The organism is Sphaerisporangium sp. NPDC005288, assembly GCF_040607475.1.
GTDB classification, from domain to species: Bacteria; Actinomycetota; Actinomycetes; order Streptosporangiales; family Streptosporangiaceae; genus Sphaerisporangium; species Sphaerisporangium rhizosphaerae.
The window spans coordinates 30,676-55,098 of sequence record NZ_JBEXGT010000020.1 but is presented as its reverse complement, the minus strand read 5'-3'; the positions used below and the strand labels follow the sequence as shown (position 1 = coordinate 55,098).

The window sequence follows — 24,423 nt, the reverse complement described above, 5'->3', positions numbered from 1 at the left end:
GGTGACGTGTCGCAGTATTCGCAGGAAATCATCGGTTTTGAGCTATTTTGACCGGCCGTTCGGCGGCGAGTCGGCGGCCCATCATCTGGGCCGGACGCTCGACGAAACGGTGGCCCAGGGCAGCACAGGCGACCACGGCGGCGAACAGCGCCGCCTCCCAGGCCAGCCGCACACCGATCGTCATCGCCGAGGGATCGACGGTGATCCGCCGGACGACCTGGAGCACCAGCGGGTGCAGCAGATAGATCGAGTAGCTGACCAGGCCCAGCCAGGCGAGCACGGGCGGAATGGCGCGCCGGCGCAGGGCGAGACCGGTGGCGAAGGTCAGCCAGGCCCCGATCATGGCGGTCGACCAGCTCCACTTGAACGCCTGCTGATCGGCCTCCGGCATGCCCCAGCCGGGCCCGAGCCACACCGCGGCGGCGACCGCCAGCACCGGCACCAGGCAGATCGCCCAGCCCCACCGCGCGCGCAGGGCGGCCGAGCGCTCCATGTGGTGCAGGGCCGTGCCGCCGAACATCGTCGCCATGATCGCCAGGCTCTGCCAGGCGCCCACCCTGCTGTTGAGGGCGAGCAGCGCCACGGCCAGGACGGCGAGGGCCACGGCCCCGTGCCGCCGCACCTCCGGGCGCCCGGCCAGCACGGCGGCGAACCCGCCGGCCAGGACCGCCGCGGCGACGGCCACGACCGCCTCCACGCCGAGCCCCCGTGACAGCAGCCCGGCGGGCACGAGCGCGCCCGCGATCGGCGCGCCCACCGCGAACGCCAGCGAGGCCCGGGTCCCGGTCCCGCGCGCGCCCAGCACGAACATCGCCGTCACCAGCAGGTAGAAGGCCATCTCGTAGGACAGTGTCCAGAAGACGTTGACGACGCCCGGCACCTGCAGCAGGTCCTGCAGCATCGTGAGGTGCGCGAGCGCGGCGGTCCACGGCCGGTCGGCGATCTGGCCGGGCAGTGTGGTGTAGACCCCGGCGACCGCGAAGGCCGCGCCCGCCGCGGCGGCGAGCGCCCACAGCGGGTACAGGCGGAACACGCGCGTGATCCAGAACGCGCGGACGTCGCCGCGCCGCTCCAGCGAGATCGGTACGACATAGCCGCTGACCAGGAAGAACACCAGGACGCCGTACTGCCCGAAGTCGAACCAGGGGCTGATCACCCCGCGGATCTCCGGGAGCAGCGGGTCCAGCGAGTGCTCGAAGACCACCACCAGCGCGGCGAACCCGCGAAGGGCGTCCAGCCAGGACTGCCGCGTGCGACGCGGGGTCGGACGCATGGTGGGCGGGGGCGGCGGGAGGGTCGCGACCTGCATTCGCGGCTGGCTACCCGCGATGCCCGCGGGTCTAACCCGCCTCCGGCGGTTTTCACCCGATGAGCGGCACGTCGTGGCCCGCCCGTCACCGTGCGGTCACCCGCGGGCGGCGCCGCCCGGCGGACCGCCCGTCACGGTCCGGTCACCCGCAGGCAGCGCCCGCCCGGCGGACGGCCCGTCACGGTCCGGACACTCGTGGCCGGCGCCCGCCCGGCGGACCGCTCGTGACGGTCAGGTCACCCCGTGCGCGGCGCTCGGTCGTCAGCCGGGTGGCTTTTCGTGGGCGTGGTGCAGCAGGCCGGTGATGACGTTCTCCAGGGTGACGATGCCGGCCACCGTGCCGTCGTCGGCGGTGATCGCGGCGAGCTGCGCCCGGCGCCGGCGCATCGTCGCCAGCACGTCCGCCATGGTCGTCCGGCGGCCGACGTGCGGCAGTTCGCGGACCGGCAGCGGCTCGTCCGGCGCGTGGCCGTTGAGCGCGTCCAGGACGTGGAGGTAGCCGCCCAGCCGCCCGGCCGCCCCGCTCACCGGGAAGCGCGAGTGGCCGTACCGGCCGGCGTACTGCTCGAGCTCGGCCGCCCGGGTGGTGGCCGGCACGCTGACCACCTCGCCGATCGGCACCATGACCGACTCCACCGGCCGGGCGTACAGGGCCAGGGCGGCGATCATGCGGTCGTGCTCGTCCCGGTCCAGCAGCCGGTGCCGGTGCGACTCCTGGATCAGCGCGGGCATCTCGTCGGAGGTGAAGACCGACCGCACCTCCTCGGTGCGCGGGATGCGCAGCGCCCGCAGCACGCCCGCCGCGATGGCGTTCACCACGACCAGCAGCGGCCGGGTCGCGCGGGCGACGACGCGCAGGGTGGGCACCAGCCACAGGGCGGCGCGGTCGGGGCCCGACAGGGCGAGGTTCTTCGGCACCATCTCGCCGATGATCACGTGCGCGGACACCACGATGATCATGGCCAGGGCGAACGCCGTCGGGTGGACCAGGCCGGGCGGCAGCCCGAGCGCGGCGAACAGCGGCTCCAGCGCGTGCGCGAGGACCGGCTCGCCGACGGCGCCCAGAGCCAGCGAGGCGAGGGTCACGCCGAGCTGCGCGGCGGCGAGCATCAGCGGCACGGCGTCCATGGCGGCCAGCACCGCCCGCGCCCGCCGGGAACCCTCCTTGGCGGCCGGCTCGATCTGGGTGCGGCGCGCGGAGATCAGCGCGAACTCGGCGCCGACGAAGAACCCGTTGACCGTCAGCAGGACCACGATGGCCAGGGCGTCCAGAATGGTCATCGGTCCTCCTCCGCGTCCGGGGCGGTCAGCGTGATCTGCTCGATGCGGTGCCGGCGCACGGTGTCGGCCCTGAGCGTCCAGCCGTTCACCACCACGCTGTCCCCCGGGTCGGGCAGGCGGCCGAGCCTGCTGATCAGCAGCCCGGCGAGCGTCTCGTAGGGCCCCTCCGGCATCTGGAAGCCGGTGCGCTCCTCCACTTCGTGGGCGCGCAGCAACGCGGGGACGGCGATGGAGCGCCCGGGCGCGAGCAGGGCGCCCGTGGGCTCGTCCGAGCCCTCCTCGGGCAGGTCGTACTCGTCGGCGATGTCGCCGATCAGCTCCTCCGCCAGGTCCTCCACGGTGACGATGCCGGCGAAGCCGCCGTACTCGTCCACGACGACCGCCATCTCCCGGCGGGCTGTGAACAGGCGTTCCTGGACGGTCTCCAGGTCGAGCGTCTCGGGGACCAGCAGGGGAGGCCGCCGGATCGCCGCCACCAGGGTCGCGGCCCGCTCGGACTCGGGCACGGCGAAGGCGTCCACGACCGAGGCGACGCCCACGATGTCGTCCATCTCGCCGCCGGACACCGGCAGCCGCAGGTGGCGCTCGCGCCGGGCCAGGGTCAGGAACTCGGCGACGGTGCCGGTGTCGGTCACGGTAACGCAGTCGGTGCGCGGGGTCATGGCCTCGGCGGCGGTGCGGTCGCCGAAGCTCAGCGCGCGGCGCAGCATGGCGGCGGTGGTGCCCGGCAGGGCGCCGGCCTCCGCGGACTGGCTCATCAGCAGGCTCAGCTCGTCGGGGGACCGGGCCGAGGCCAGCTCGTCCTGCGGCTCGGCCCCGAGCGCGCGCACCAGCGCGTTCGCGACCGCGTTGCATCCCTTGATCAGCGGGGCGAACACGGCGGAGAACGCCCGCTGCACGGGCACCGAGACGCGGGCCATGGCCATGGGGCGGGAGAAGGCGGCGTTCTTGGGCACCAGCTCTCCGAGCACCATCTGGCTCACCGTGGCGACGAGCAGGCCGAGCAGCGCGGCCACGCTCTCGGCGGCCCGGGCGGGCAGGCCGGGGACCAGCTCGACGAGCGGGCGCAGCAGATGCGAGATCGCGGGCTCGGCGATGACGCCGAGCAGCAGCGAGGTGATCGTGATGCCGAGCTGGGCGCCGGAGAGCTGGAAGGACAGGCGGCGCACCGCCGCCAGGATGCCCTGGGCACCCCGGTCGCCCGCCGCGGCGAGCCGCTGCACCTCGCTCCGCTCGACGGTCACCAGCGAGAACTCCGCCGCGACGAAGACGCCGTTGGCGATGACCAGGGCCAGCGCGCCCAGCAGGAAGATCCAATCGACGATCACGGTGTCGCCCTCCCGTGGAGCCGCTCCTTCCGTGGCTCGGACTCCACGCCATGTCCGGCTCTGGCCGGAACCGTACCGGCACGGCTCCGTGCTGGGAACGCCGGGCCCGGCGCCCGCGACCGCCGAGGGCCGGCGGCGGCCGGGCGAACCGGCGGCCGGCCTCCCCTAGGCACGGCGGCGCGCCGACCGGATACTACGCGCAGGCGAGCGACATCGGGGCCGTTGGGCGCAGGGGCGCGGAGGGACCGGTGAAGGCCGTCGGCGATGGCGATACGGGGCAGATACCAGGCAGGAGAGCAAGGCCGCCGCCTGGCGCGCACGACGGCCCGCCGTGGCCGGCCGCCGGAGGCCGAGGCGAACGGCCGAAGGAGGCAATGGTGCTCGGCAAGAAGCTCACCGAGGCACGCTGGACGCACATCGCCCTGCCCAGCGGCGACCTCGACAAGGCCATCGAGTTCTACACGACCATGACCCCGCTCGTGGTGGCCGCCAGGCACGAGGACAAGGACGGGCGCAACGCCTGGCTGTCCAACGACAAGCAGGTGGAGACGCCGTTCGTGCTGGTCCTGGTGGAGTTCGCCAAGGACAGGGGCCGCCGGCAGCCGCAACTGGCGCCGTTCGCGCATCTCGGCATGGAGGTGCCCACCCGCGAGGACGTCGACGAGATCGCCCGCCGGGCGCGCGAGCTCGGCTGCCTGCACTGGGAGCCGATGCGACTGCCGCCTCCCGTGGGCTACGTCTGCGCCCTGACCGATCCCGACGGCAACGTTGTGGAGATCTCGCACGATCAGAAGGTGTTCGAGGAAGTACGCACACTCTGGGCCGACTGACGGCGCGCTCCGCCGTCCGCCGGTGGCGGTCCGCCGCGCGGCTTTGCGCCGAACGGCGGACGAGCGCGGAGTGAAGCGCTTCACTAGAGCTGGATTCCAGCACGGTCCACGATCGTCCGACGCGGCCCGGCCCGCGGGGCCGGTCCCGCGCACGAGAAGGAGTGCCATGCGCATCGCCCGTATCGCGCCGTGCGTGCGCGGCCCGCCCCGGCGTCGCCCGTTCCGGCAGGTCTGACACCGCACCCGAGGGGCGTGCCACGCCCATCTCAGTCGGCAAGATCCGGAAATCCACCATAAGAGGTGATCGATACTGTGGTTCCGCCTACCACCGCGATCGCGGACGTATTGCAACTGCGGGGCCAGACGGGCTGGCTGAGCCCGCCGCTGCGCCCCGTCCACCGGGCGCCGGGGCTGCTCGGCCGGCCCCGTACCGTGCGGCTCGCCCCGGGACCGGGCGAGCACGGCCTGGAACCGCTGCGCGCGGTCATGGACGAGTGCCTGGACGGCCGGGTGATCGTCGTGGCCGGCGCCCAGGCCGCGGCCGGCGCCGTGTGGGACGAGATCATGACCCGGGCCGCGCTGGCCCGGGGAGCGCGCGGCCTGCTCGTGGAGGGCGGGGTGCGCGACGTCAACGCCTATCGCGACCTCGGCCTGCCCGTGTGGGCGCTGTACGAGGCGACGGCCGGTCCGGGCCCGGACGTGCACGTCGCCGCCCTCGGCGGCCCCGTGGAGATCGGAGGCGTGACGGTGGACGAGAGCGCCACCATCGTCATGGACGGCTCGGGCGTGGTCGCCCTGCCCTCGACCGACGTCTTCGCCGACTCCTATATGTACGCCGACGCCGAGGAGAACGTGGTCACGGCGCTGCGCGAGGGTGCCACCCTCGCCGAGGCCAACCGGTACAAGGAGGACATGGTCACCAAGCTGCTCCGCGCGACCTGATCCGCCCCGCCACCGGTCTCGGGGGCCGGCTTCACGGCGTCGCGCCGCGGGGACCCGGCCGCTTCCAAGGCGCCGCCGGCCCCGCGGCGCGTACCTGCCTTCCACCGGGCGGGTCCGCGCCGCGGCGCCGGCGGGAGCGGTCAGTCCTTGAAGGCGTCCTTGACGTCCTTCGCGGCGTCCTTCACCCGCTCCCCGGCCTGCTTCAGGTTGCCCTTGGCCTCGTCGGCCTCGCCTTCGGCCCTGAGCTCCTCGTCGTCGGTCGCGTCGCCGACGCCCTGCTTGATCTTGCCCTTGAGCTGCTCCGCCTTGTTCGAGATCTTGTCGTCAGCGCCCATGATCCGGCCCCCTTCACTGTGGGTCTGTCCCGCTAGTGCACCTGTCCGGTGCGAGGGCCGGTAAACGCCGCCGCCCGCTAACCAGTGCGTCAAGTCCCGGCGGGGCGCCGACAAAGCCGGTCAATGAGCCTTGACCAGAAACCTCGCCATGGCCGGGAAACCCGGACATACTCGATCACGCGCGGGCAACAGCGGTAGTGCGGTTCCGGCGATGTAGCGCGGTTCCGATGATGAGGAAGCAGGACGATGGCCTCTCCCCGGCGCTCGATCGTGGTCGTGACCACGGCGGTGACCGTCGCGGCGCTCGCCGTGCTGTTCGCGGCACTGGTGTCCGGCGGCGGCTGGCCCCCGCAGCAGATCCCCGGCCTTCCCTCGCCAGGCCCGCTGACCACCGCGGGCCTGCCGGTCGTCCGGGTGCTGCTCGACGTGTGCGCGGTCGCGACGGTCGGCACGCTGTTCGCGGCCACGGCGCTGACCGGCGCCCCGGGCGAAAGGCGTGCCGTCACCCGCGCCGCCGGGCCCTGGGCGCTCGGCTGGGCCCTCACCGCGGCGCTCACCCAGATCCTCACCATGTCCGACCTGCTCGGACTGCCGATCGGGCAGGCGCTGGAGTCGGGCTTCCTGACCACCTACAGCATGGAGGTGCCGCAGGGGCAGGCGTTCCTGCTGGTGATGCTGCTGGCCGTGGCCGTGGCGGTGGGGAGCACGCTGCGCCTCGGCTCGCGCGCCGGCGTCCTGCTCCTCGCCGTGGCGCTGTTCGCCGTCCTGCCGCCGGCCTACGTCGGGCACTCCGCGTCGGCCGCGGACCACAACATCGCCGTCTCCAGCCTCATGGCGCACATCGGCGGGGTGACGCTGTGGGTCGGCGGCCTGTTCGCCCTGGTCGCGCACCTGCGCCGTTCGCGGGCCACCGGGGCCGCACGGGTCGTCGCGGTGCGGCGGTTCAGCGCGGTCGCGCTGTGCTGCTTCGTCGTCGTCGGCTTCTCCGGGCTGGTCAACGCCTGGATCCGGCTCGGCGGCGCGGCCCAGTTCTGGGAGACCCGGTACGGCCTGCTGGTCCTGGCCAAGATCGCGGCACTGGGGGTGCTCGGCTGGTTCGGCTGGACCCACCGCCGCGGCACCATCGCCGCCCTGGAGGCGGAGCCCGTCGCTGCGCGGTCCGTCGCTGCGCGGTCCGTCGCTGCGCGGTCCGACGGTGAGCGGTCCGACGGTGAGCGGTCCGACGGCGAACAGCCCGACGCTGAGCAGATCGACGGCGAAAAGGCCGATGGTGAGCGGTCCGACGGGGAGCAGGCGCCGGCCGGGGGGAGGTTCCTGCGGCTGGCGACCGCGGAGGTCGGGGTGATGGCCTGCACGATCGCGCTCGCGGTCGGCCTGTCGCGCACCCCGCCGCCGCGCGCCGACGCCCCGCACGGCCAGCACGAGCTGCTCGGCTACTCGCTGCCGCCGTTCTCCCCGTGGCGGCTGCTCACCGAGACCCGTCCCGACCCGCTGCTGATCCTGGCCGTGGCCGGCGTGGCCGCGGCCTACCTCGTCGGCGTGTGGCGGCTGAACCGCCGTGGGGAGGGGTGGCCGGCCGGCCGCACGGCGGCGGCGCTGGCGGGCGTGCTGGTCCTGCTGTACGGGGTCGCGGGCGGGGTGTCGGCCTACGGTCCCGCGCTGTTCTCCGTGCACGCCCTGCAGTACGCGCTCGTCGGCACCGTCGGCCCGGCCCTGCTCGCTCTCGGGGCGCCTCTGGTGCCGTTCAGGGAGGCCGCGCCGCTGCTGGGCCGCGGGGTGAACGGCCCTGTGGCGACGGCGCTGACCCACCCGGCCGCCGCCACGGCCGTGTACGCGGCGCCCTACTTCGTGCTGTACGTCACCGGCCTGTTCGACCAGGCGCAGTCGAGCCTCGCCGTCCGCCTGACCGCCATGGCCGTCATGGCGCTCAGCGGGACGTGGTTCTTCTCGGTGGCCCTCGGACTCGACCCGCTGTCCCGGGTGATCGGCCCGGCGGCCCGCGTCCGCATGCTCGCGGGCGCGCTGGTCGTCCAGGTCTGGACGGCGCTGCTGTTCCTCGCGGGCCCCCCGCAGGGGCCGGACTGGTACGCCGCCCTCGCCATCCCCTGGGCGCCCGACCGCGCCGCCGACCAGAGCACGGGCGCCCTCCTCGGCGCCGGCCCCGCCGCGGTCACGATCGCGCTGCTGATCGTCCTCATGACCGCCTGGCGGCGGCGGGCCGGCCGGCGCCTCGCGTCCCAGGACGCCCCGCCCCAGACCCACGCGACTCGGCCGTGACCCACGCGACGCAGCCGTGACCCACGCGACGCAGCCGTGACCCACGCGACCCGGCCGTGACCCACGCGACGCAGCCGTGACCTGCGGGGCCCGGCCGTGACCCACGCGATCCGGCCGTGATCTGCGCGATCCGGCCGTGACTTGCGCGGGCCGGCCGTGATCTGCGCGATCCGGCTGTGACTCGCCGTGACCTGCGGGATCGGGCCGTGACCTGCGGGACGCAGCCGTGGTCAGCGGGAACTGGCGGTGACCTGCGGGACCTGGCGGTGACCTGCGCGACCTGGCGGTGACCCGGGCGCTGCGCCGGGATCCGCGGCGCCTTTAGAGTGTGGCCATGACGCGGTCGCCTTCCCCCGACCCCGCGGACGGGGCCCCCGGCACGCTCGCGCGACGGCTCGGCACCGGCGACGCCGTCGTCATCGGCCTCGGCTCCATGATCGGCGCGGGGGTGTTCGCGGCCTTCGGCCCCGCCGCCGCGGCGGCCGGGTCCGGGCTGCTCCCGGCGCTCGCGCTCGCGGCGCTGGTGGCCTACTGCAACGCCACCTCCTCGGCCCGGCTCGCCGCCCGCCACCCCGCCTCGGGCGGCACGTACGTGTACGGCCGCGAGCGCCTGAACGAGTTCTGGGGGTACCTCGCCGGCTGGGGCTTCGTGGTCGGCAAGACCGCGAGCTGCGCGGCGATGGCGCTGACCGTGGGCGCCTACGCCTGGCCCGGGCACGAGCACCTGGTGGCGGTGGCGGCCGTGGCGGCGATCACGGCGGTCGACTACGCCGGCGTGCACAAGGCGGCGTGGGTGACCCGGCTGATCGTGGCGGTCGTCCTGGTGGTGCTGGCCGTCGCCGTCGCCGCCTGTCTCACCGGCGGCCGGCCCGCGCCGGTCGCCTCCGCCGGGGCGACGGCCGGCGGGGTGCTCCAGGCGGCCGGGCTGCTGTTCTTCGCCTTCGCCGGCTACGCCCGCATCGCGACCCTCGGCGAGGAGGTGCGCGACCCGGCGCGCACCATCCCGCGGGCCATTCCCGTGGCCCTCGGCGTGACCCTGGTCGTCTATGCCGCCGTGGCCTTCGCCCTGCTCGCGACGCTCGGCCCCGGGGGTCTGGCGCGCTCGGCGGCGCCCGTCGCGGACGCCGTCCGCGCCGCAGGGGCCGGCGGGCTGGTCCCGCTGGTCACGGTGGGGGCGGCGACGGCCGCGCTCGGGTCGCTGCTGGCGCTGGTCCTCGGCGTCTCGCGCACCGTGCTCGCGATGGCCAGGGACGGGCACCTGCCCCGCCCGCTGGACGCCGTGCACCCGCGCTTCCGCGTGCCGCACCGCGCCGCGCTGGCCGTGGGCGCGGTGGTGGCCGTCGTCGCCGGGACGGCCGACGTCCGCGGCGCGATCGGCTTCTCCTCGTTCGGCGTGCTGGTGTACTACGCGATCGCGAACGCCTCGGCGCTCACGCTGTCAGCGGACGAGGGCCGCCCGCCGAGGGCGGTGCCGGTGATCGGGCTGGCGGGCTGCCTGCTGCTCGCCTTCAGCCTGCCTCTGCCGTCGGCGCTGGCCGGGGCCGGGGTGCTGGCCGCCGGGGCGGTCGCCTGGGCGGCGCGAAGGGCGTGGCGACGCTCCTCCTGACGCCCCCGGCGGCGCCGCGTCCGTGGACGAGGGCGCGTCCGTGGACGAGGGCGCGTCCGTGGACGAGGGCGCGTCCGTGGACGACGGTGTGGCCGGCCGGGTGAGGTCCCGGCCGGCGTCCGGGAACTAGAACAGCCAGTCCAGCAGGCCGGTCTTCTTGGTCTCGGTGGGGCTCGGCACGGGCGCCTGCGTGGTGGGCGGAGCCTGCGTGGGAGCGGAGGTCGTCGGCGAGGCCGTCGGCTTGTCGTCCTGGACCTGCGGGTCGTCCTCCGGCTCCTGCTCACGCTCGGTCGGCTTCGGCGCGGGCGGGGCCGAGGTGTGCCGGGTGCGGGTCGGCGTCGGCCGGGGCGTCGGCTCCGGCGGCGTCCGCGGGCGGGCGGCCGTCGTGGGCGCGGTCGACGGCGAGGGGCTGGGCGTCAGCGTCGGCTCCGCGGTCTCGTCGGGACCCGCGGCACCGGTGGCCTCGTCGGTGGGCGTGGCGGCGGCCGTGCTGTCGGTGGCGGGCGCCTTCTGGCCGGCGGGGGTGCAGTCGGCGGGGGCCGCGCACGCCGCCTCGGACTTGGAGCCGACCGAGGAGGAGACGATCCAGCCCCCGGCGACGGCGAGCACCACGATCGCGACCATGGCGAGGATGAGGCCCTTGTTCTTGCTGCCCTTCTCCTCCTCGAGGTCGGCGTCGCCCGTCCAGCCGGAGCCGAGGAACCCGCGGCGCTCCTCGGTCGCGGGGCCCTGCTCGCCGTCGGGGTCCCAGTCCTCCCCGTCCGGGCGGGCGTAGCCCTCGGGCCGCTCGTAGCCTTCCGGCCGCTCGTGGTCCTCGATCGCGGGGTAGCCCTCGGTGTACTCGCCGGGCTTCTCGTGGCCCTCTGCGCGGTCGTGGCCCTCGGGAGCCTCACTCCGCTCGTAGTCGGGGCGCTCGGGCCGCGCGGGGTCGTCGTGGTGCGGGCGGACGGGCTCCTGCCCGGGCGTCCATCCGTCGGACAGCACGTCGCCGCCGGGACGCTCCGCCTCCGCGGCCCACTCGATGCTGAAGGGACCGGTCTGCTTCAGAGGATCCTCATCATGGGATCTCGGGTTGCCGTCGCGGTCCATATCGAACCTCTCTGCTCTAGAACCTGGCCGCGCACCTGCATAGCAGCTCGGACAGCGGCCTGTCCGGAAACTTCACACTTTTTCCAACTTTCGCAATCTTCCCATGGGTCACCCCGGCCACAGGCCGGAATCGGGAACAAGGCCGCGATCTCCGTCCGTCCGTAACCCCGTCGCCCACGGCACGGCGGACGGCTTTCCCACGCGTTCCGGCACCCGGATACCGATCTGCCGGTGGTCGTCGTATTTTGGGTATATGGCGTCACTAAGCGGGTGAAAGCGCAGGTGGCGGGCAGGTGGTGGCAGGGCCGAACGTCCCATCGCACAGGCGCCGTAAGACCCTGCCAGGTCGCTCGGTCATGGCCGAGTCTGGAAAGCAGATTCCCTGACAGGGAGGTGCCCCATGCGATCCTTGGCCAGGTGGACGGTGAGGTGTGCCCGCCGATATCGGTTCGATCACAACCCATTACGCCGCCGATCCGACCGCATCGAGGCCATCGCCGTGCTCGTCACACTGCTGGCGCTGCTGATCAGCGTGTGGCCGGCCGCCATCGCCGCTCATCTGGTCTACCAGCGCGGCGTGGCCGCCGAACGCCTGGAGCCGGTCCAGCGCAAGCAGGTCACCGCCGTCCTGATGGAGGACGCCGCCAGCACCAGCACGGTCTCCTCCCAGGGCGCCGTGCTCGGCATCAAGGCCAAGGTCCGCTGGTACACCCCGGACGGCCGTCCACACACCGAGACCCTGGCCGTTCCCGCCCAGGCGAAGTCCGGCTCCACTCTGGAGATGTGGGTCGACGCCTCGGGTCGTCCGGTCGCCGCTCCCCGGACGCACGCGCAGACCGTCGCCGACACGGTCGTCGCCGGTCTCGGCGTGCTGTTCGCGGCCTGCGGAGTCCTGTTCACCAACCTCGCGCTGTTCCGGTGGCTGCTCGACCGCCGTCGCTACGCCGAATGGGACCAGGCATGGGCGGGCGCCCACCAGCGGTGGCGGCGGCCACGGCAGCCGTGAGAGCGGTGACGCCGTGAACCGGTCCGTGGTCGTCGGCGTCGACGGTTCGCCCCCCTCGCTGGCGGCCGTGCGCTGGGCCGCCGAGGACGCCGTACGGCGCCGGCGGGGCCTGCGCGTCGTCCACGTCGTCGACCCGTGGGTCTTCGACCAGCCGCTGGCCACCCCTCCGGGATTCCGCGACTCCCTGTCGGAGCTGTCGGGCAATGTACTCGCCGATGCCGCGCGGGAGGCCGCCGAGCGGGCGCCCGCGCTCGCGGTGGAGGCGGCCACGCTCACCGGCACCGTCCGCGAGCAACTGCTGATCGCCGCGAAGGACGCCGAGGCGCTGGTCGTCGGCAGCCGGGGCCTGGGCGGGTTCCTCGGCCTGGTCCTCGGCTCGGTGTCGATGGGCGTCGCCGGGCGCGCCGGCTGCCCGGTGGTGGTCGTCAGGCACACCGAGCCCGCCGCGTACGGCGAGATCGTCGTGGGCCACGACGCCTCGCCGGAGTCGGAGGCGGCACTGGAGTACGCCTTCGAGGAGGCCGCCCGGCGGCGGGCGGCGCTCCGCGCCGTCTACGCCTGGCAGGTGGACTCCATGCTGCCGATGTTCGGGGCCTACGGCGCCGACCTGGAGAGGGTCTACGAGTTCGGCGCGCGTGCCGCGCAGGAGCAGCTGTCGCCCTGGCGGGAGAAGTTCCCGCACGTGCGGGTGCGCGACTCGGTCGTCCAGGCCCACCCGATCGAGGCGCTGTGCAGGGCGTCGACCGAGGCCGACCTGCTCGTCGTCGGGTCGCGAGGAAGGGGCGGCCTCGGCTCGGCCGTGCTCGGCTCGGTCAGCCACGGCGTGCTCCACCACGCCTACAGCCCGGTCGCGGTCGTGTGCTCACGGACCGTTCGGCCGGCGGAGGAGGGCCGGGACCGATGAGCGGCGGCCTCCGGCGAGGAAGGGGAGGCGAGGCGGATGAAGCAGAGCCTCCGGCTCGGTCGCGTGGCCGGCATCCCGGTGGGCGCCCACTGGTCCACGCTGGCGATCATCGCGCTGATCGGCTGGGCCCTGGCCGGCTCGGTCCTGCCCGAGGCCGTCCCCGGACTGCCCCCGGTGCAGTACTGGACGGTCGCCGTGGTCACCTCCGTGGTGTTCCTCGGCACTCTGCTCGCCCATGAGCTGGCGCACGCCCTGGTAGCCCGCCGCCGGGGCATCCCCGTGCGGTCGATCACCCTGTGGCTGCTCGGCGGCGTCACCGAGTTCGCCGGGGAGGAGGCGAAGACCCCGAAGGACGAGTTGCAGGTGTCGGCGGCGGGGCCGCTCACCAGCCTGGCGCTGTCGGGACTGTTCTTCCTGGCGTCGCTGCCGTTGCAGGGACCGGCCGTGCTCGTCCCGGCCGTGCGGTGGCTCGCGCTGATGAACGCCGTGCTGGCGGTGTTCAACATGCTGCCCGGGGCTCCGCTGGACGGCGGCCGGGTGCTGCACGCCATCCTGTGGCGCCGGCACGGCGACCGCCTGCGGGCCGACCGCTCGGCGGCCCGTGCGGGGCAGGCGCTCGGCATGGCGCTGATCGCGATCGGCGGAGCGGAGCTGCTCCTGCTGGCCTGGACCGGCGGCCTGTGGACGATGCTGATCGGGTGGTTCCTCGCGGGGGCCGCGCGCAGCGAGAACATCGCCCGCGCGGCCCACCGGGGGCTCGCCGGGTGGCGGGTGCGCGATGTCATGACCCCCTCGCCCGACCTCGCCCCCGCCTGGGGTGACCTCGACGACTTCGTGGGCAACGTGGCGCTGCGCTCGCGGCAGACGGTGTTCCCGGTGGTCGACTTCGCGGGGAGCCCGGCGGGCACCCTGTCGCTGGAGAGGCTGACGGCCATCCCTGCGCGGCAGCGCCACGACAGCCGGGTGGCGAGCGTGTGCAGGCCGCTGTCCCCCGACCGCGTGCTTGGCCCGGACGACGACGCGGGCCGCATCCTCGGGCTGTCGTCCGTCGGCGGGGAACTGGTGGCCGTGGTCGCCGACGCGGGTCACGTCGTCGGCATGGTGACCTCCGCCGACCTCGCCCGCGCCCTCCAGCAGGCCGTCCTGCGCACCACCACGGCCGCCCCGCCCTCCGGTCATCCCGGGCCGCCGCTCCACCCCCACCCCGACGCGCCCGGCGACGAGCCGCCCGACCGGCGCCTGCCCGGCTGACCGGAGTGCCGTGCACCGTCGCGCACTCGTCTCAGCCGTCGCGGCAGCGGAGCAGCAGCATCGCGGCGTCGTCGTGGAGCGGCGCGTCGACGTGGGCGACCAGGTCGAGCCGCAGGGCCTCCAGCGCGGCCTCAGGGTCGTCGTCCTTGAGCAGGAACGCCCGTTCGGTGAGCGGGTAGAAGCGGCCCGCGCGGTCGCGGGCCTCGATCACCCCGTCGGTGTAGAGCAGGATCTGGTCGCCCGGCGCGAAGTCGACCTGGTGGGGGTTCGGGCCGTCGACCTCCAGCACCGCCAGCCCCAGTGGCGGGGCGGTGTCGTCCGGCTCCGCCAGCGTGATCTCGCCGTTGGCGCGCAGGATGAGCGGCGGCGGATGGCCGTAGTTGAGCAGGGTGAGCCGCCCGCAGGGGTCGGCGTCCACCAGGATGGCGGTGACGAACTCCTCGCCCGACAGGCGCCGGTTGAGTGCCTTCTCCAGCCGGCCGCTGACGCCGCGCAGGTCGGCCTCGTCGTGGGCCGCCTCGCGGAAGGCGCCGAGCACGAGCGCCGCGGTCTCGACGGCCTCCAAGCCCTTGCCCTGCACGTCGCCGACGATGGCGCGCACTCCGCCGGGGCCGGTGACCACCTCGTAGAGGTCGCCGCCGATGCGCGCCTCGGCGTTCGCCGAGGTGTAGGAGACGGCCGCGCGGAGGTGGCCCGCCAGCCGGGGGACCGGCCTGAGCAGCACGCGCTGCGCGACCTCGGCCACGGAGCGGACGGTCGCCAGCTCGCGCTCGCGGCGCTGCCGCCCCACCGTGGCCAGGATGCTCGCCGCGGTGACCCCGGCGATGGAGATCAGGCTCATGTTGCTCTGGCGGTCGCCGAGGACCCCCGCGTACAGCGCGAGGAGCAGCGAGAGGATCAGCGCCACGACGCCGATCACGACCGTGCGCCGCACGCCGCCCACCAGGCTGGCGAACGCGGAACCGACGGCCAGCAGGGAGAGGTAGTTGAGGTCGGGCCCGGAGATGACGTCGACCGCGGCGACGATGCCCAGGGAGGCGAAAGGCAGCGCGCCCATGAGCCGCTGCGTTCTGCGACTGACCGCGCTCATAGGCGGCGTCCCGCTGCCGTGACGGTTCGTTCTCGCTGCCGACCGTTCGTCACAGGATGCCTCCGTGGAATAGGACCTTCTCGGTGGTGTGCCGACCAGGCTTCCCGGTGCTCCGCGGTAACTGTAACAAGGCGGCGAAAGGGCGAACAGCGTTCTGGCCTTACGCGATGGCCACAGCCGTGAACGGTGCGGCGACGGAGACGACGGGCCGGGGCAGCCGGCGAATCGGAAGTGAGCCGGCGTTCGCGGGGAACCCGGGTCACGAAAAAATCTTGAGTTACGGTGAAATGGGATAATTTCCACCATTTACCGCTTATGCCAGAAAGCACCTCGACAACCTCACAACTACAACGAACTGGACGCCCTCCGGCGTCGGAAAGCCGGATCGAGCCTGCCCGAGCGCAATTCTAGCCGGGAGGTCTCTGAAGGGCTCATGAATCGAACTTTACTCGGGGATCAGCCGGCCGGGACCGATTCGATACAGGCCCTCGATTTTCCACGACCGGTCCGCCTGGAAGCCCTCCGATAATGCTTTGAGACGATAAATCATGCTCAGGCGGGCAGCTTGCTATCAGTCGTTGGTGGGAGTTCGTCGATGCACGGGCAGGCGGGCGGTGAAGCACGCGCCGCCGCCCCCGCTCTCGGTGACGGCCACGGCGCCGCCGTGCAGGACGACGATCTCCCGGACGATCGCCAGGCCGAGGCCCGACCCGCCCGCGTCCCTCGTGCGGGCCTCGTCGAGCCTGGTGAAACGGTCGAAGACCGCGTCGCGGTCCTCCACGGGAATGCCGGGCCCGTCGTCGCGCACCTCCAGCACGGCGCCGTCCCCGTCCGCCCCCTCGGCGGCCACGCGGACCTGGACCGACGACGTCGCGTGCCGCACGGCGTTGTCCACCAGATTGACGATCATCCGCGCGAGGTGCGGGCGGGAGCCGCGCACCACCACGTCCGGCTGGACGTCCAGCTCGACGCGAATGCCCGCCCGCGGGCGCGGGCGCAGCGACTCCTCCGCCGCCACCTGCCCGAGGTCCACCTCGTCGGCCCTCGGCGGCGCCCCGGCGTCCAGGGCCGCCAGCAGCAGCAGGTCGGCGGCCAGCGACTGCAGCCGCCGCACGTCGCACAGTGCCTCGACGGCCGTCTCGCCGGCGGGGGCCAGCTCCAGACGGGTGCGCAGCGTCGCGATCGGGCTGCGCAGCTCGTGGGCCGCGTCGGCGACGAAGCGCCTGTGCTGCTCGACGGCCCTCTCCAGGCGGTCGAGGGTGGCGTTCACCGTGCGGGCGAGCGCCGCGACCTCGTCCCGCGCCGCCGGCACGGGTACGCGCCGGTGCAGGTCGCGCGCGGTGATGTCGGCCAGCCGGGCCCGTATGGCGGACACCGGCACCAGCGCCCGGCCGACGAAGAACCAGGTCATCGCGGCCACCAGAAGCAACAGGACCGGGATGCCGAAGACCAGCAGCCGATTCAGCACGGCCAGCGCCTCACGCGCCGGGCCCAGCGAACTGCGCGCCATGACGGTCACCGGCCCCGCGCCGGTCTCCACGACGGTGCTGGCCGTCGTGTACGCCCCGGCGCCCCAGCCGGGGCCCGGGGCCTCGGCGGGAAGCCCGATATGGACGTCCGGGTCGGGCACCGTCCGCAGGGAGGCCTCGCTCGGCGCGCCGGATGCGCCCTCCTTGGTGATCGTGAGCGCGGCGCCCTTCGCCGAGCCGGGGACACCGGGTGCCTTCACGGGGCCGGAGGAACCGGCCGTCTTCGCAGGGCTGGGGGAGCCGGCCGTCTTCGCGGCGCCGGATGTACCGGCCGTCTTCGCGGGGCCGGATGTACCGGCCGTTTCCGCCGGACCGGGCGATGCGGCTCTCTTCGCGTCGGACTCGGGGACCGCCGGCATGGGGGCGACGGCCAGGCGGCTCGCCGCCACCCCGGCCCGTTGCGCGGCCTCCGCGTTCGCGCTGCGCTCCAGGTCGGCGCGCAGGATCGTGGTCAGCGCGACGGCCGCCGCCGCGAGGGCGGCCGCGACGATGAGGGTCGCGGCCACGGTCGCGCGCAGCCGGACCGACCACCGCATCAGCGTCGCCCGTCGAGGCGGTAGCCGGCGCCCCGCACGGTGACCAGGGAAGAACGGCCGAACGGGGTGTCGACCTTGCGCCGCAACGCGCTGATGTAGACCTCCACGATGCTCGGATCGCCCTCGTAGGCGAAGTCCCACGCCTGCCGCAGCAGCTCGGCCTTGGAGACCACCTCGCCCGGCCGCCGGGCGAGGCCGTGCAGCACCGCGAACTCCTTGGGGGTGAGGGCGATGTCCACCCCGGCGCGGCTGCACCGCATCCCGGCAGGATCGACCACCAGGTCGCCGACCGTCAGCGCGACCGGCCGCTCCCGGCCGCCCCGCCGCACCAGGGCACGCAGCCGGGCCAGCAGCACGACGTAGGAGAACGGCTTGGACAGGAAGTCGTCGGCCCCGTTGTCCAGCGCCTCGGCCTCGTCGTACTCGCCGTCCTTGGCCGTCAGCATCATGATCGGCGTCCAGTCGCCCCCGTCGCGCAGGCGCCGGCAGACCGCATACCCGTTCAGCCGGGGCAGCATCACGTCGAGCACGATCGCGTCGTAGGCATTTTCGGCCGCCATCCACAGGCCCTCGGGCCCGTCGTGGGCGACGTCGACGGCGAAGCCCTCGTTCGCCAGGCCGTTCTTGACCAGGGCCGCCAGGCGGCGCTCGTCCTCGACCAGTAGCACGCGCATGGGTCAAGGGTGCCGGACGCCACCTGAAAGGCGGCTTAAGATCATTTCGGCTGGCTTCAGGGTGGCTTCAGGTGACCGTCGGCAGAGTCTTTCTCCGTCGGACCCGCAAGGCCGGCCCGCGAGGGGCCGGCCGGTCACTAGGAGAAGCTCATGATCGACAAGCGCCTGCGCGTGGTGCTGTCCGCAGGGGTGCTCGGGGTGGCCCTGGCCGCCACGCTCACCGCCGCCGCGAACGCCGACAACGCACCCGGCGACGACCCCGTGGGGCTCCATGCGACCCGCGTCTGCGGGCACACGATGACGCTGGTGCGCAAGGACGGCAAGGTCTACCTCGACGACGGCACGGGACTCAAAGAGCTGAAGCCCGGCGACGCGGCGCCCGCGGTCCCCGCCCTGCCGCCGACCGGCCAGGCGCCCGAGACGGCCACCCCGCCCCACGGCGACGCCCCCGAGACGGCCACCCCGCCCGACGGCGACGCGCCGGAGAAGGGCGCTCCGCCCGCCGGTGACGCGCCGGAGGGGGCGACCACGGCCCCGGTCGTGCCGGATGGCGGCGGCACGCCCCTGGCCACGCCCGACGCCACCAGGACGCTGACCACGGTGCCCGATGGCGAGAGCGTGCCGCCGGCCGCCGGGGCGCCGGAGCCCGGGGAGAAGGCCGAGATCCTCCGCGCGGAGAAGGACACCAGGGTGAGCGGGACGGCTCCGGACGGGGACGGGAAGGGCGCGGGCACGTTGACCTGCGCCGTGCCGGCCCAGGCCCGGGAGGACCGGCAGGACGGCGGGGCCCGGGAGACGCGCCAGACCCATGAGTCCCGACAGGAAGAGCAGGCCGAGTAGGCCGACGACGGGCGAGGCGGCCGGCGGCCCCGGCTCAGGAGCCGCTACAGCCAGTGCTGCGTCCACGAACGATCGCCGGGTCGGGCGCCGTAGTGCGGCGCCGTTATCGCCGTACCACGACTCGCCGACCCGGCGCCGATCACATGCAGCACATATCAGCTGAAGAGAGCCACACCCGGTGGTTACCGCGCCAACGGGTGGGCGGCCCGGCTTGGGGGCGTTCGCGGGCCGGTGGCCTCAGCCTGGAGAGCCATGCCCGGTGAAGGTATGTGGTCACCGTGCCGACGGGTGGGCGGCCCGGCTTGGGGGCGTTCGCGGGCCGGTGGCCTCAGCCTGGAGAGCCACGTCCGGTGAAGGCGTGTGGTCACCGTGCCGACGGGTCGGGACTGGCTCAGGGGTGTTCGCGGGCCGGTGGCTTGAGCTGGAGCTCGTCCAGCAGGCTGCTGGTGGCCGCGGCGACCGCCTCGACGGCCCGCTCGAACGCCTCGGTGTTGCGCGCCGACGGGGCGCGGAACCCTGAGATCTTGCGGACGTACTGCAACGCGGCGGCCCTTACGTCGTCGTCGGTGACGTCACTGGTGTAGGGCTCGCGAAGTGTCTTGATGCTCCGGCACATGAAAGGACGGTACGTCATGGGCGCGGAGGGCGGGGGACCCCGTCCCAGGCGCAGGGGTGACCCCAGCGGGCGGGCGCGCGCCGGCGTCGCCCCGGCGGGGGCGTGGTACCACGGGAACCCCGGCGCGCGGGGCGATCCGGCGGCCCGCGGCGTGGTAGCCCGGGGGCCCCGGCGCGCGGGGCGGCCCGGCGGCCCGCGGCGTGGTACTCCAGGGCCCCGGCGTGCGGGCGGCCCGGCGGCCTGCGGCGTGAAACGCGAGCCCCGGCGTGCGGGCGCACGGAATGGGGGTCGGCCTGGCCGCGTCGCGTCTGTGGCTCCGTATGCCGGGAAACTCCCGGTAAAGCGGCGGTCGGCGGGCGTTATCCGCCGACTTCCGGAGGGGATGGGCACTACATCTCTGACTGACGGAGGCCGCCATGGCGCAGAAGACGACCGCCGCCCCGAAGGACGCCGAGCGCGGACGCGCCGACACCGGCCCCGAGGATTCCGCGCGCCCCGCCGCGCGGAAGGCGGAGCCTCGGCGAGGCGCCGTCCGGAGTGCCGCGTCGGGGTCAAGTGGCTCCCGGGGTGCGGCGTCGGGGTCGGGGGGTTCCCGGAGTTCCGCGGCGCGATCGGGTGGTGCGCGGGGTGCCGCGTCGGCGTCGGGGGGTGCCCGGGGGGCCGCGTCGCGGGCGACCGGCGCCCGGAGCGCCGCGTCGGGGTCGGGCGGCGCCAAGGGGGAGGGGGCGCGGGACGAGGCCGCCGCGCCCGCGCGGCGCCATCGGGCCCCCGCCTCGCGGCCGGCGGTGACGCTGCCGCTGATCGGGCGGGTGGTCCTGCCGCCGCCGGACCGGCTGGCCTTCTACGCGGCGCTGGGCCTGCTCTCAGCCTTCAACATCATCGAATGGCCGCTGGCGCTGGTCATCGGATTGGGGCACTTCCTGGCGGAGCAGCGTCTTTCGCGCGTCCTGCGAGGCATTGGACAGGCGGCGGAGGCCGTCTAAAGTGAATGCCGCATTTCCGGTTGATGACCGTCAATGCCGATGAATATCACTCATCGTCAATAGCGCGCAAAATTCCAACACGCCGACCATCGGCAACGGACCGCAAACCTGGCAACAAGTCTCGACAGGGGGCGGATATCGGCGTTCGGTGAATCGGTTGTGGTCCGTTCGGCTCGGGTACATGGTCCTCGCCCGCCGAAATAGGACAAAGGAGTCATATCAATGACTTTCAACCCTCTGGAACAGCAGGGAATCCCGCTGGACCGGCAACTGCGCAACTGGCGGGAACTCAACGTCCCCCAGCTCGACCCGGACCATTCCGACCCCTACGCCCGCTGCCGGGTCATCACCATGAACGGCATCGAGGTCGAAGCGATCATGTTCGGCCACCACTTCGCCCGGCACTGCCCCGATCTGGACGTGCGGCGGCAGCTCGCCGAGGTGCGCTACATCGAGCAGCAGCAGCAGAAGGCCGTGAACTGGCTGCTGCCCGGCCTGGCCTCGGTGCTGGAGACCACGATCGCCTACGAGCAGGTGGCCGTCGACCTGACGGCCTGGGTCGCCCGGATGGAGCCCGACCCCTACCTCAAGCAGGCGTTCGAGTTCGGCATGCTGGAGGACTTCGACCACCTGTACCGGTACGCCAACCTGTACGAGCTGATCGAGCACCGCAAGGCCGAGAAGATCGTGGACGCGCTGACCGAGGTCATGCCCGGCCGGCCCACGCCCCTGCACCACCGGCACCCGATCGACAACGTCCGCGACCACTACGACAAGGACACCGCGAGCCCGATCTCCAAGCTGCACACCCTGACGATCATGGCCGCCGAGCAGCAGACCATGAACTTCTACATGAACGTCGGGCCGGAGTACATGGAGGAGATCGCCCGCAGGCTCTACCAGGAGATCGGGCTCATCGAAGAAGAGCACGTCACCCACTACGAGTCGCTGCTCGATCCGAACGAGACCTGGTGGGAGATGCTGGTCAACCATGAGTACAACGAGTGCTACATGTACTACTCGTTCATGGAGACCGAGTCCGACGACCGGCTGAAGTCGATCTGGGAGCTGCATCTGGCCATGGAGCTGGAGCACCTGCGCATCGCCTGCGACCTGATGCGCCGCCACCAGGGCCGCGAGCCGGCCGAGATCCTGGCGCCGAGCTTCCCGGAGCCGGTGACCTTCGAGCCGAACAAGATCTACATCCGCGAGATCCTCGCCACGCAGATCGACCTCACCACGCTCGGGACGGGGTACGTGCGCGACGCGCACGAGCGGTTCCAGCGCTTCCAGGACCGGTTGCACGGCGGCGAGCCGGCGCCCAGCGACCAGGTGCTGGAGGAGACCACGGCGAAGTTCGGGCAGGACTACCGGATGGAGACCGAGGGCCCGCATCCCGTGCCCAGCATGCGCCGTCCCGCCCACTGACAGGGGACGGACGACCGGCGCCCGCGCGGCGCGGCACCGCCCGCCCGGCCTTCCCAAGGACCGGGCGGGCGGTGGCGTGTGCGGTCGTCGGTCAGGTGTTCTTCTTGCCCATCGCCTGGCGGACCACGTCCCGGACGCGGTCGAACATGGCCGTCGGCGTTCCGACCAGGACGTTCTTGGTGGCCGACTCCACGCCCGGGTGCGGGTGCGTCGGGGCGAGCGCCTCGGCAGCCTTGACCCCGAGCGCCATCGCCCGCCGCTCGGCCGAGTTGGTCTCCCGGACGAGCTGGGCGAACTCGTAGCGCTCCTCGGCCCGGGCGTGCTCCTCGACGGCGATGCGCAGCTTCTGCAGGTGCGAGGGGAACGAGGGGTCGTCGGTCCCCCGCTCCTCCATGAGGGTGAGCAGCTGCTTGGCCTCGTTCTCCTCGCGCAGCCGCTCGTCGACGATGGCGTCGCCGCCGTCGAGCGCGCGCCTGGCGTAGGGGTGGACGACCTCCTCCTCGGCGGTCTCGTGGACGGCCAGCAGGCGCACCAGGTCCTGGAACGCCTCGGCCCGCGTCTCGTCGGTGGCCTGCTCCACCTCGTCGAACATGTCCCTGATCTCCGCGTGCTGGCGGATCAGCAGTCCCACCACGTCGCTCTCGTCCATCAGCTCAGGCATGGTCTTGCTCTTGGCCATTGCGGTTCCCCCCGTGTCGTCGCCGCGGTGGCTCGGTTCTCCGCCGTCGGGCAATGAAGACCTTCCCCACCGCCGCTGGCGACACGGACATCTGCCGACAAGGGCCAGCAAAGAGGTCATATGCGGAGCGGAACTCCCTGGATGCCGGAACTCCCCCGATGCCGGAAGTCCCCGGATGCCGGAACGCCTCGGGTCCACCGGCAGGTGCGGGAGTACGGCCGGGGGCCGTACTCCCGCGAAGGGCGCGGCTCAGCTCGCGGCGCAGGTGTATCCGGACGGCACCGAGGTGGTGCCGTCGGGACGGCCGCCCTGGAAGCCGAACGTCGTTCCGGCGCCCGGCCCGAGCGCGCCGTTGTAGGAGGCGTTGCGGGCGGTCACCGTCTGCCCGCTGGTGCTCACGGTCGCGCCCCACGACCCGGTGATGGTGTGGCCGGAGGGCAGGGTGAAGGTCACCGTCCATCCCTTGATGGCGGCGGTGCCGGTGTTGGTGACCGTGATCGGCTGGATGACGTAGCCGTTGCCCCACTGGCCCTGCGTGGTCGCCGTGACGCTGCATCCGCCGGTGCCGCCGCTTCCCGCCGTGGTGGTGAAGGTCACCAGGGCGGAGTCGCCGGAGAGGTTCCCCGCGCCGTCACGGGCCCGCACGTAGACCTGGTACCGCGTGCTCGCGCTCAGCCCGGTGAGGGTGATGGAGTTGGTGGTCGTCTGCCCGAGCCGCGGGTCGGTGCTGCCCTGCTCGCGGTAGACGTCGTAGCCGGCCAGGCCGGAGCCGCCGGAGTCGGTCGAGGCGGTCCAGGTGAGCGTGGCGCCCGAGGAGGTCACGGCGGAGGCCGCCGGGGTGCCCGGGGTGCTCGGCGGCGTCGTGTCGGAGGGGTCGCCGCCGCCGAAGATCGACGCCTGCCTGGCCGTCTGCTTGATGCCGTTGGCGCCGTTGAAGATGCGCTGACCCCAGGACGTCAGTGCGCTGGGGTTGAAGTTCGTGACCATGTCGAGGTACTCGACGCCGCCGCTGTTGCCGCTCCACGACCAGCCGAGGTAGCCGATGCCGCGCGACTGGGCCTGCGCCATGATCGTGTCCTCGTCGGGGTCGCCGTCGGAGTGCATGTTGCCGAACTCGCCGACGACCAGCGGCAGCCCGGCCGTCCGGAAGGCGTCGAAGTAGGCGTTGATCTCCGCGGCGGTGTCGAAGACCCCGTACATGTGGATGGAGAACACGGTGTTGCGCTGGGAGTCGGCGGCGGCCACGGTGGCGGCGGTGTCCCGCATGACGAACTGCCAGTCCTGGCCCCAGTTGGGCGCGTCCACCATGATCAGGTGCTGGAAGCCGCTGCCGCGCAGGCGGCTGATCGCGTTCGAGGTCGCCTGGGTCCAGCCGCTGACGTTGTTGTTGCCGTACGGCTCGTTGCCGATGTTGAGGATGACGTAGTCCTCCTGGCCGACCAGGGCGCTCTTGACGCTGATCCAGTAGTCGACCGCCGCGTCGAGCGTGACCGCGCCGCTCTGCTCACCGTAGCCGGTGGTGTCGTGGTTCTCCAGGATGCAGATCAACCGGTTCGCCTTGCACTGCGCGATGACGTTCGCCACGTCGCTCGCGCCGTTGGCCGTCCAGCGCCCGCCGCTCAGCACGACGCGCACCGCGTTCGCGCCGAGGGACTTCATGCCCGCGAGCGAGGAGGTGGTCTGGCTCGCGTACCAGGTGTGCGCGTGGCTGACGCCCCGCAGGACGAAGGTGCCGCCGTTCGCCTCGACGATGTTCCTGCCGCTCACGTGCAGTCCGGCCGCGGCGCCCGCGGGCGGTGCGGCGGCGAGCATCGAGACCAGGAGCGCGAGCAGGGCGGCCGTCGCCGCCGCCGCCGTTCGGAGTCGCTTTCTCATCGATCACCTTTCATG

The 24,423-nt window shown here is 73.4% G+C and carries 21 protein-coding genes; 10 read left to right on the top strand and 11 right to left on the bottom strand.

The window, feature by feature from the left end; all coding sequences use genetic code 11:
• Positions 1 to 28: 28 nt before the first annotated feature.
• From ABZU32_RS20015 to ABZU32_RS20005, 3 genes are all read right to left on the bottom strand, one after another.
• Positions 29 to 1,309, bottom strand: a complete 1,281-nt coding sequence (locus ABZU32_RS20015) for an acyltransferase (protein ID WP_354924117.1) — start codon at positions 1,307 to 1,309, stop codon at positions 29 to 31.
• Positions 1,310 to 1,570: 261 nt separating this feature from the next.
• Positions 1,571 to 2,590, bottom strand: a complete 1,020-nt coding sequence (locus tag ABZU32_RS20010) for a hemolysin family protein (protein WP_354924115.1) — start codon at positions 2,588 to 2,590, stop codon at positions 1,571 to 1,573.
• Positions 2,587 to 3,918, bottom strand: a complete 1,332-nt coding sequence (locus ABZU32_RS20005; RefSeq protein ID WP_354924114.1) for a hemolysin family protein — start codon at positions 3,916 to 3,918, stop codon at positions 2,587 to 2,589. The genes ABZU32_RS20010 and ABZU32_RS20005 overlap by 4 nt, the downstream gene beginning before the upstream one ends.
• Before the next feature lie 374 nt (positions 3,919 to 4,292).
• Between ABZU32_RS20005 and ABZU32_RS20000 the strand changes: the two genes are divergently transcribed.
• Positions 4,293 to 4,748, top strand: coding sequence for a VOC family protein (locus ABZU32_RS20000; RefSeq protein ID WP_354851532.1), 456 nt, complete (start codon positions 4,293 to 4,295; stop codon positions 4,746 to 4,748).
• A gap of 312 nt (positions 4,749 to 5,060) precedes the next feature.
• Positions 5,061 to 5,690: an RraA family protein gene (locus ABZU32_RS19995; RefSeq protein WP_354851529.1), complete on the top strand. Its 630-nt coding sequence runs from the start codon at positions 5,061 to 5,063 to the stop codon at positions 5,688 to 5,690.
• 140 nt (positions 5,691 to 5,830) lie between these two features.
• Here the strand turns inward: ABZU32_RS19995 and ABZU32_RS19990 are convergent, their stop codons facing one another.
• Positions 5,831 to 6,025, bottom strand: a complete 195-nt coding sequence (locus tag ABZU32_RS19990; protein WP_354851527.1) for a CsbD family protein — start codon at positions 6,023 to 6,025, stop codon at positions 5,831 to 5,833.
• Positions 6,026 to 6,271: 246 nt separating this feature from the next.
• On the opposite strand from ABZU32_RS19990, the gene ABZU32_RS19985 reads away from it, so the two are divergent.
• Positions 6,272 to 8,302: a cytochrome c oxidase assembly protein gene (locus tag ABZU32_RS19985; RefSeq protein ID WP_354924112.1), complete on the top strand. Its 2,031-nt coding sequence runs from the start codon at positions 6,272 to 6,274 to the stop codon at positions 8,300 to 8,302.
• Between the two features lie 334 nt (positions 8,303 to 8,636).
• Positions 8,637 to 9,908 (top strand): APC family permease, encoded by a 1,272-nt coding sequence (locus ABZU32_RS19980; protein ID WP_354924110.1) that lies wholly within the window; start codon positions 8,637 to 8,639, stop codon positions 9,906 to 9,908.
• Between the two features lie 126 nt (positions 9,909 to 10,034).
• Here ABZU32_RS19980 and ABZU32_RS19975 read toward each other — a convergent pair whose 3' ends face one another.
• Complete coding sequence (locus ABZU32_RS19975) at positions 10,035 to 10,997, bottom strand: hypothetical protein (RefSeq protein ID WP_354924108.1); 963 nt, start codon at positions 10,995 to 10,997, stop codon at positions 10,035 to 10,037.
• A 400-nt stretch (positions 10,998 to 11,397) separates the two neighbouring features.
• On the opposite strand from ABZU32_RS19975, the gene ABZU32_RS19970 reads away from it, so the two are divergent.
• Genes ABZU32_RS19970 through ABZU32_RS19960 form a run of 3 tightly spaced genes read left to right on the top strand, consistent with a single transcriptional unit; the run spans position 11,398 to position 14,158 of the window.
• Entirely contained in the window at positions 11,398 to 12,003 is a 606-nt protein-coding gene (locus ABZU32_RS19970) for a hypothetical protein (RefSeq protein WP_354851517.1), read from the top strand.
• Between the two features lie 13 nt (positions 12,004 to 12,016).
• Positions 12,017 to 12,907, top strand: a complete 891-nt coding sequence (locus tag ABZU32_RS19965; RefSeq protein ID WP_354924106.1) for a universal stress protein — start codon at positions 12,017 to 12,019, stop codon at positions 12,905 to 12,907.
• Between the two features lie 36 nt (positions 12,908 to 12,943).
• On the top strand, positions 12,944 to 14,158 hold the full coding sequence (locus ABZU32_RS19960; protein ID WP_354924104.1) for a site-2 protease family protein: 1,215 nt from the start codon (positions 12,944 to 12,946) through the stop codon (positions 14,156 to 14,158).
• A gap of 31 nt (positions 14,159 to 14,189) precedes the next feature.
• On the opposite strand, the gene ABZU32_RS19955 is transcribed toward ABZU32_RS19960, so the two are convergent.
• The 3 genes from ABZU32_RS19955 to ABZU32_RS19945 form a co-directional block, all read right to left on the bottom strand.
• Entirely contained in the window at positions 14,190 to 15,248 is a 1,059-nt protein-coding gene (locus ABZU32_RS19955; RefSeq protein ID WP_354924102.1) for a PP2C family protein-serine/threonine phosphatase, read from the bottom strand.
• A gap of 571 nt (positions 15,249 to 15,819) precedes the next feature.
• On the bottom strand, positions 15,820 to 17,313 hold the full coding sequence (locus ABZU32_RS19950; protein WP_354924100.1) for an ATP-binding protein: 1,494 nt from the start codon (positions 17,311 to 17,313) through the stop codon (positions 15,820 to 15,822).
• Positions 17,313 to 17,987 carry a response regulator transcription factor gene (locus tag ABZU32_RS19945; protein WP_354851503.1) on the bottom strand — a complete coding sequence of 225 codons (675 nt, stop codon included), beginning with the start codon at positions 17,985 to 17,987 and terminating at the stop codon, positions 17,313 to 17,315. Before ABZU32_RS19945 ends, ABZU32_RS19950 begins: the two co-directional genes overlap by 1 nt.
• Positions 17,988 to 18,137: 150 nt before the next feature.
• Between ABZU32_RS19945 and ABZU32_RS19940 the strand changes: the two genes are divergently transcribed.
• Positions 18,138 to 18,827 carry a hypothetical protein gene (locus ABZU32_RS19940; protein ID WP_354924099.1) on the top strand — a complete coding sequence of 230 codons (690 nt, stop codon included), beginning with the start codon at positions 18,138 to 18,140 and terminating at the stop codon, positions 18,825 to 18,827.
• A 391-nt stretch (positions 18,828 to 19,218) separates the two neighbouring features.
• Here the strand turns inward: ABZU32_RS19940 and ABZU32_RS19935 are convergent, their stop codons facing one another.
• Entirely contained in the window at positions 19,219 to 19,443 is a 225-nt protein-coding gene (locus ABZU32_RS19935) for a DUF2277 domain-containing protein (RefSeq protein WP_354851498.1), read from the bottom strand.
• 785 nt (positions 19,444 to 20,228) lie between these two features.
• On the opposite strand from ABZU32_RS19935, the gene ABZU32_RS19930 reads away from it, so the two are divergent.
• Together ABZU32_RS19930 and ABZU32_RS19925 are read left to right on the top strand one after the other, a co-directional pair.
• Positions 20,229 to 20,426: a hypothetical protein gene (locus ABZU32_RS19930; protein WP_354851495.1), complete on the top strand. Its 198-nt coding sequence runs from the start codon at positions 20,229 to 20,231 to the stop codon at positions 20,424 to 20,426.
• A 222-nt stretch (positions 20,427 to 20,648) separates the two neighbouring features.
• Positions 20,649 to 21,854, top strand: coding sequence for a hypothetical protein (locus tag ABZU32_RS19925; RefSeq protein ID WP_354924097.1), 1,206 nt, complete (start codon positions 20,649 to 20,651; stop codon positions 21,852 to 21,854).
• A 91-nt stretch (positions 21,855 to 21,945) separates the two neighbouring features.
• Here ABZU32_RS19925 and ABZU32_RS19920 read toward each other — a convergent pair whose 3' ends face one another.
• Both ABZU32_RS19920 and ABZU32_RS19915 read right to left on the bottom strand, forming a co-directional pair.
• Positions 21,946 to 22,533 carry a hemerythrin domain-containing protein gene (locus ABZU32_RS19920; protein WP_354924095.1) on the bottom strand — a complete coding sequence of 196 codons (588 nt, stop codon included), beginning with the start codon at positions 22,531 to 22,533 and terminating at the stop codon, positions 21,946 to 21,948.
• Between the two features lie 249 nt (positions 22,534 to 22,782).
• Positions 22,783 to 24,408 carry a cellulase family glycosylhydrolase gene (locus ABZU32_RS19915; RefSeq protein ID WP_354924093.1) on the bottom strand — a complete coding sequence of 542 codons (1,626 nt, stop codon included), beginning with the start codon at positions 24,406 to 24,408 and terminating at the stop codon, positions 22,783 to 22,785.
• Positions 24,409 to 24,423 lie beyond the last annotated feature (15 nt).

Bases quoted from the DNA above. Each gene is read 5' to 3' on its own strand.
- ABZU32_RS20015 (WP_354924117.1), bottom strand. From the start codon at position 1,309: ATGCAGGTCGCGACCCTCCCGCCGCCCCCGCCCACCATGCGTCCGACC.
- ABZU32_RS20010 (WP_354924115.1), bottom strand. From the start codon at position 2,590: ATGACCATTCTGGACGCCCTGGCCATCGTGGTCCTGCTGACGGTCAAC.
- ABZU32_RS20000 (WP_354851532.1), top strand. From the start codon at position 4,293: ATGGTGCTCGGCAAGAAGCTCACCGAGGCACGCTGGACGCACATCGCC.
- ABZU32_RS19990 (WP_354851527.1), bottom strand. From the start codon at position 6,025: ATGGGCGCTGACGACAAGATCTCGAACAAGGCGGAGCAGCTCAAGGGC.
- ABZU32_RS19985 (WP_354924112.1), top strand. From the start codon at position 6,272: ATGGCCTCTCCCCGGCGCTCGATCGTGGTCGTGACCACGGCGGTGACC.
- ABZU32_RS19980 (WP_354924110.1), top strand. From the start codon at position 8,637: ATGACGCGGTCGCCTTCCCCCGACCCCGCGGACGGGGCCCCCGGCACG.
- ABZU32_RS19975 (WP_354924108.1), bottom strand. From the start codon at position 10,997: ATGGACCGCGACGGCAACCCGAGATCCCATGATGAGGATCCTCTGAAG.
- ABZU32_RS19970 (WP_354851517.1), top strand. From the start codon at position 11,398: ATGCGATCCTTGGCCAGGTGGACGGTGAGGTGTGCCCGCCGATATCGG.
- ABZU32_RS19960 (WP_354924104.1), top strand. From the start codon at position 12,944: ATGAAGCAGAGCCTCCGGCTCGGTCGCGTGGCCGGCATCCCGGTGGGC.
- ABZU32_RS19955 (WP_354924102.1), bottom strand. From the start codon at position 15,248: ATGAGCGCGGTCAGTCGCAGAACGCAGCGGCTCATGGGCGCGCTGCCT.
- ABZU32_RS19950 (WP_354924100.1), bottom strand. From the start codon at position 17,313: ATGCGGTGGTCGGTCCGGCTGCGCGCGACCGTGGCCGCGACCCTCATC.
- ABZU32_RS19945 (WP_354851503.1), bottom strand. From the start codon at position 17,987: ATGCGCGTGCTACTGGTCGAGGACGAGCGCCGCCTGGCGGCCCTGGTC.
- ABZU32_RS19940 (WP_354924099.1), top strand. From the start codon at position 18,138: ATGATCGACAAGCGCCTGCGCGTGGTGCTGTCCGCAGGGGTGCTCGGG.
- ABZU32_RS19935 (WP_354851498.1), bottom strand. From the start codon at position 19,443: ATGTGCCGGAGCATCAAGACACTTCGCGAGCCCTACACCAGTGACGTC.
- ABZU32_RS19925 (WP_354924097.1), top strand. From the start codon at position 20,649: ATGACTTTCAACCCTCTGGAACAGCAGGGAATCCCGCTGGACCGGCAA.
- ABZU32_RS19920 (WP_354924095.1), bottom strand. From the start codon at position 22,533: ATGGCCAAGAGCAAGACCATGCCTGAGCTGATGGACGAGAGCGACGTG.
- ABZU32_RS19915 (WP_354924093.1), bottom strand. From the start codon at position 24,408: ATGAGAAAGCGACTCCGAACGGCGGCGGCGGCGACGGCCGCCCTGCTC.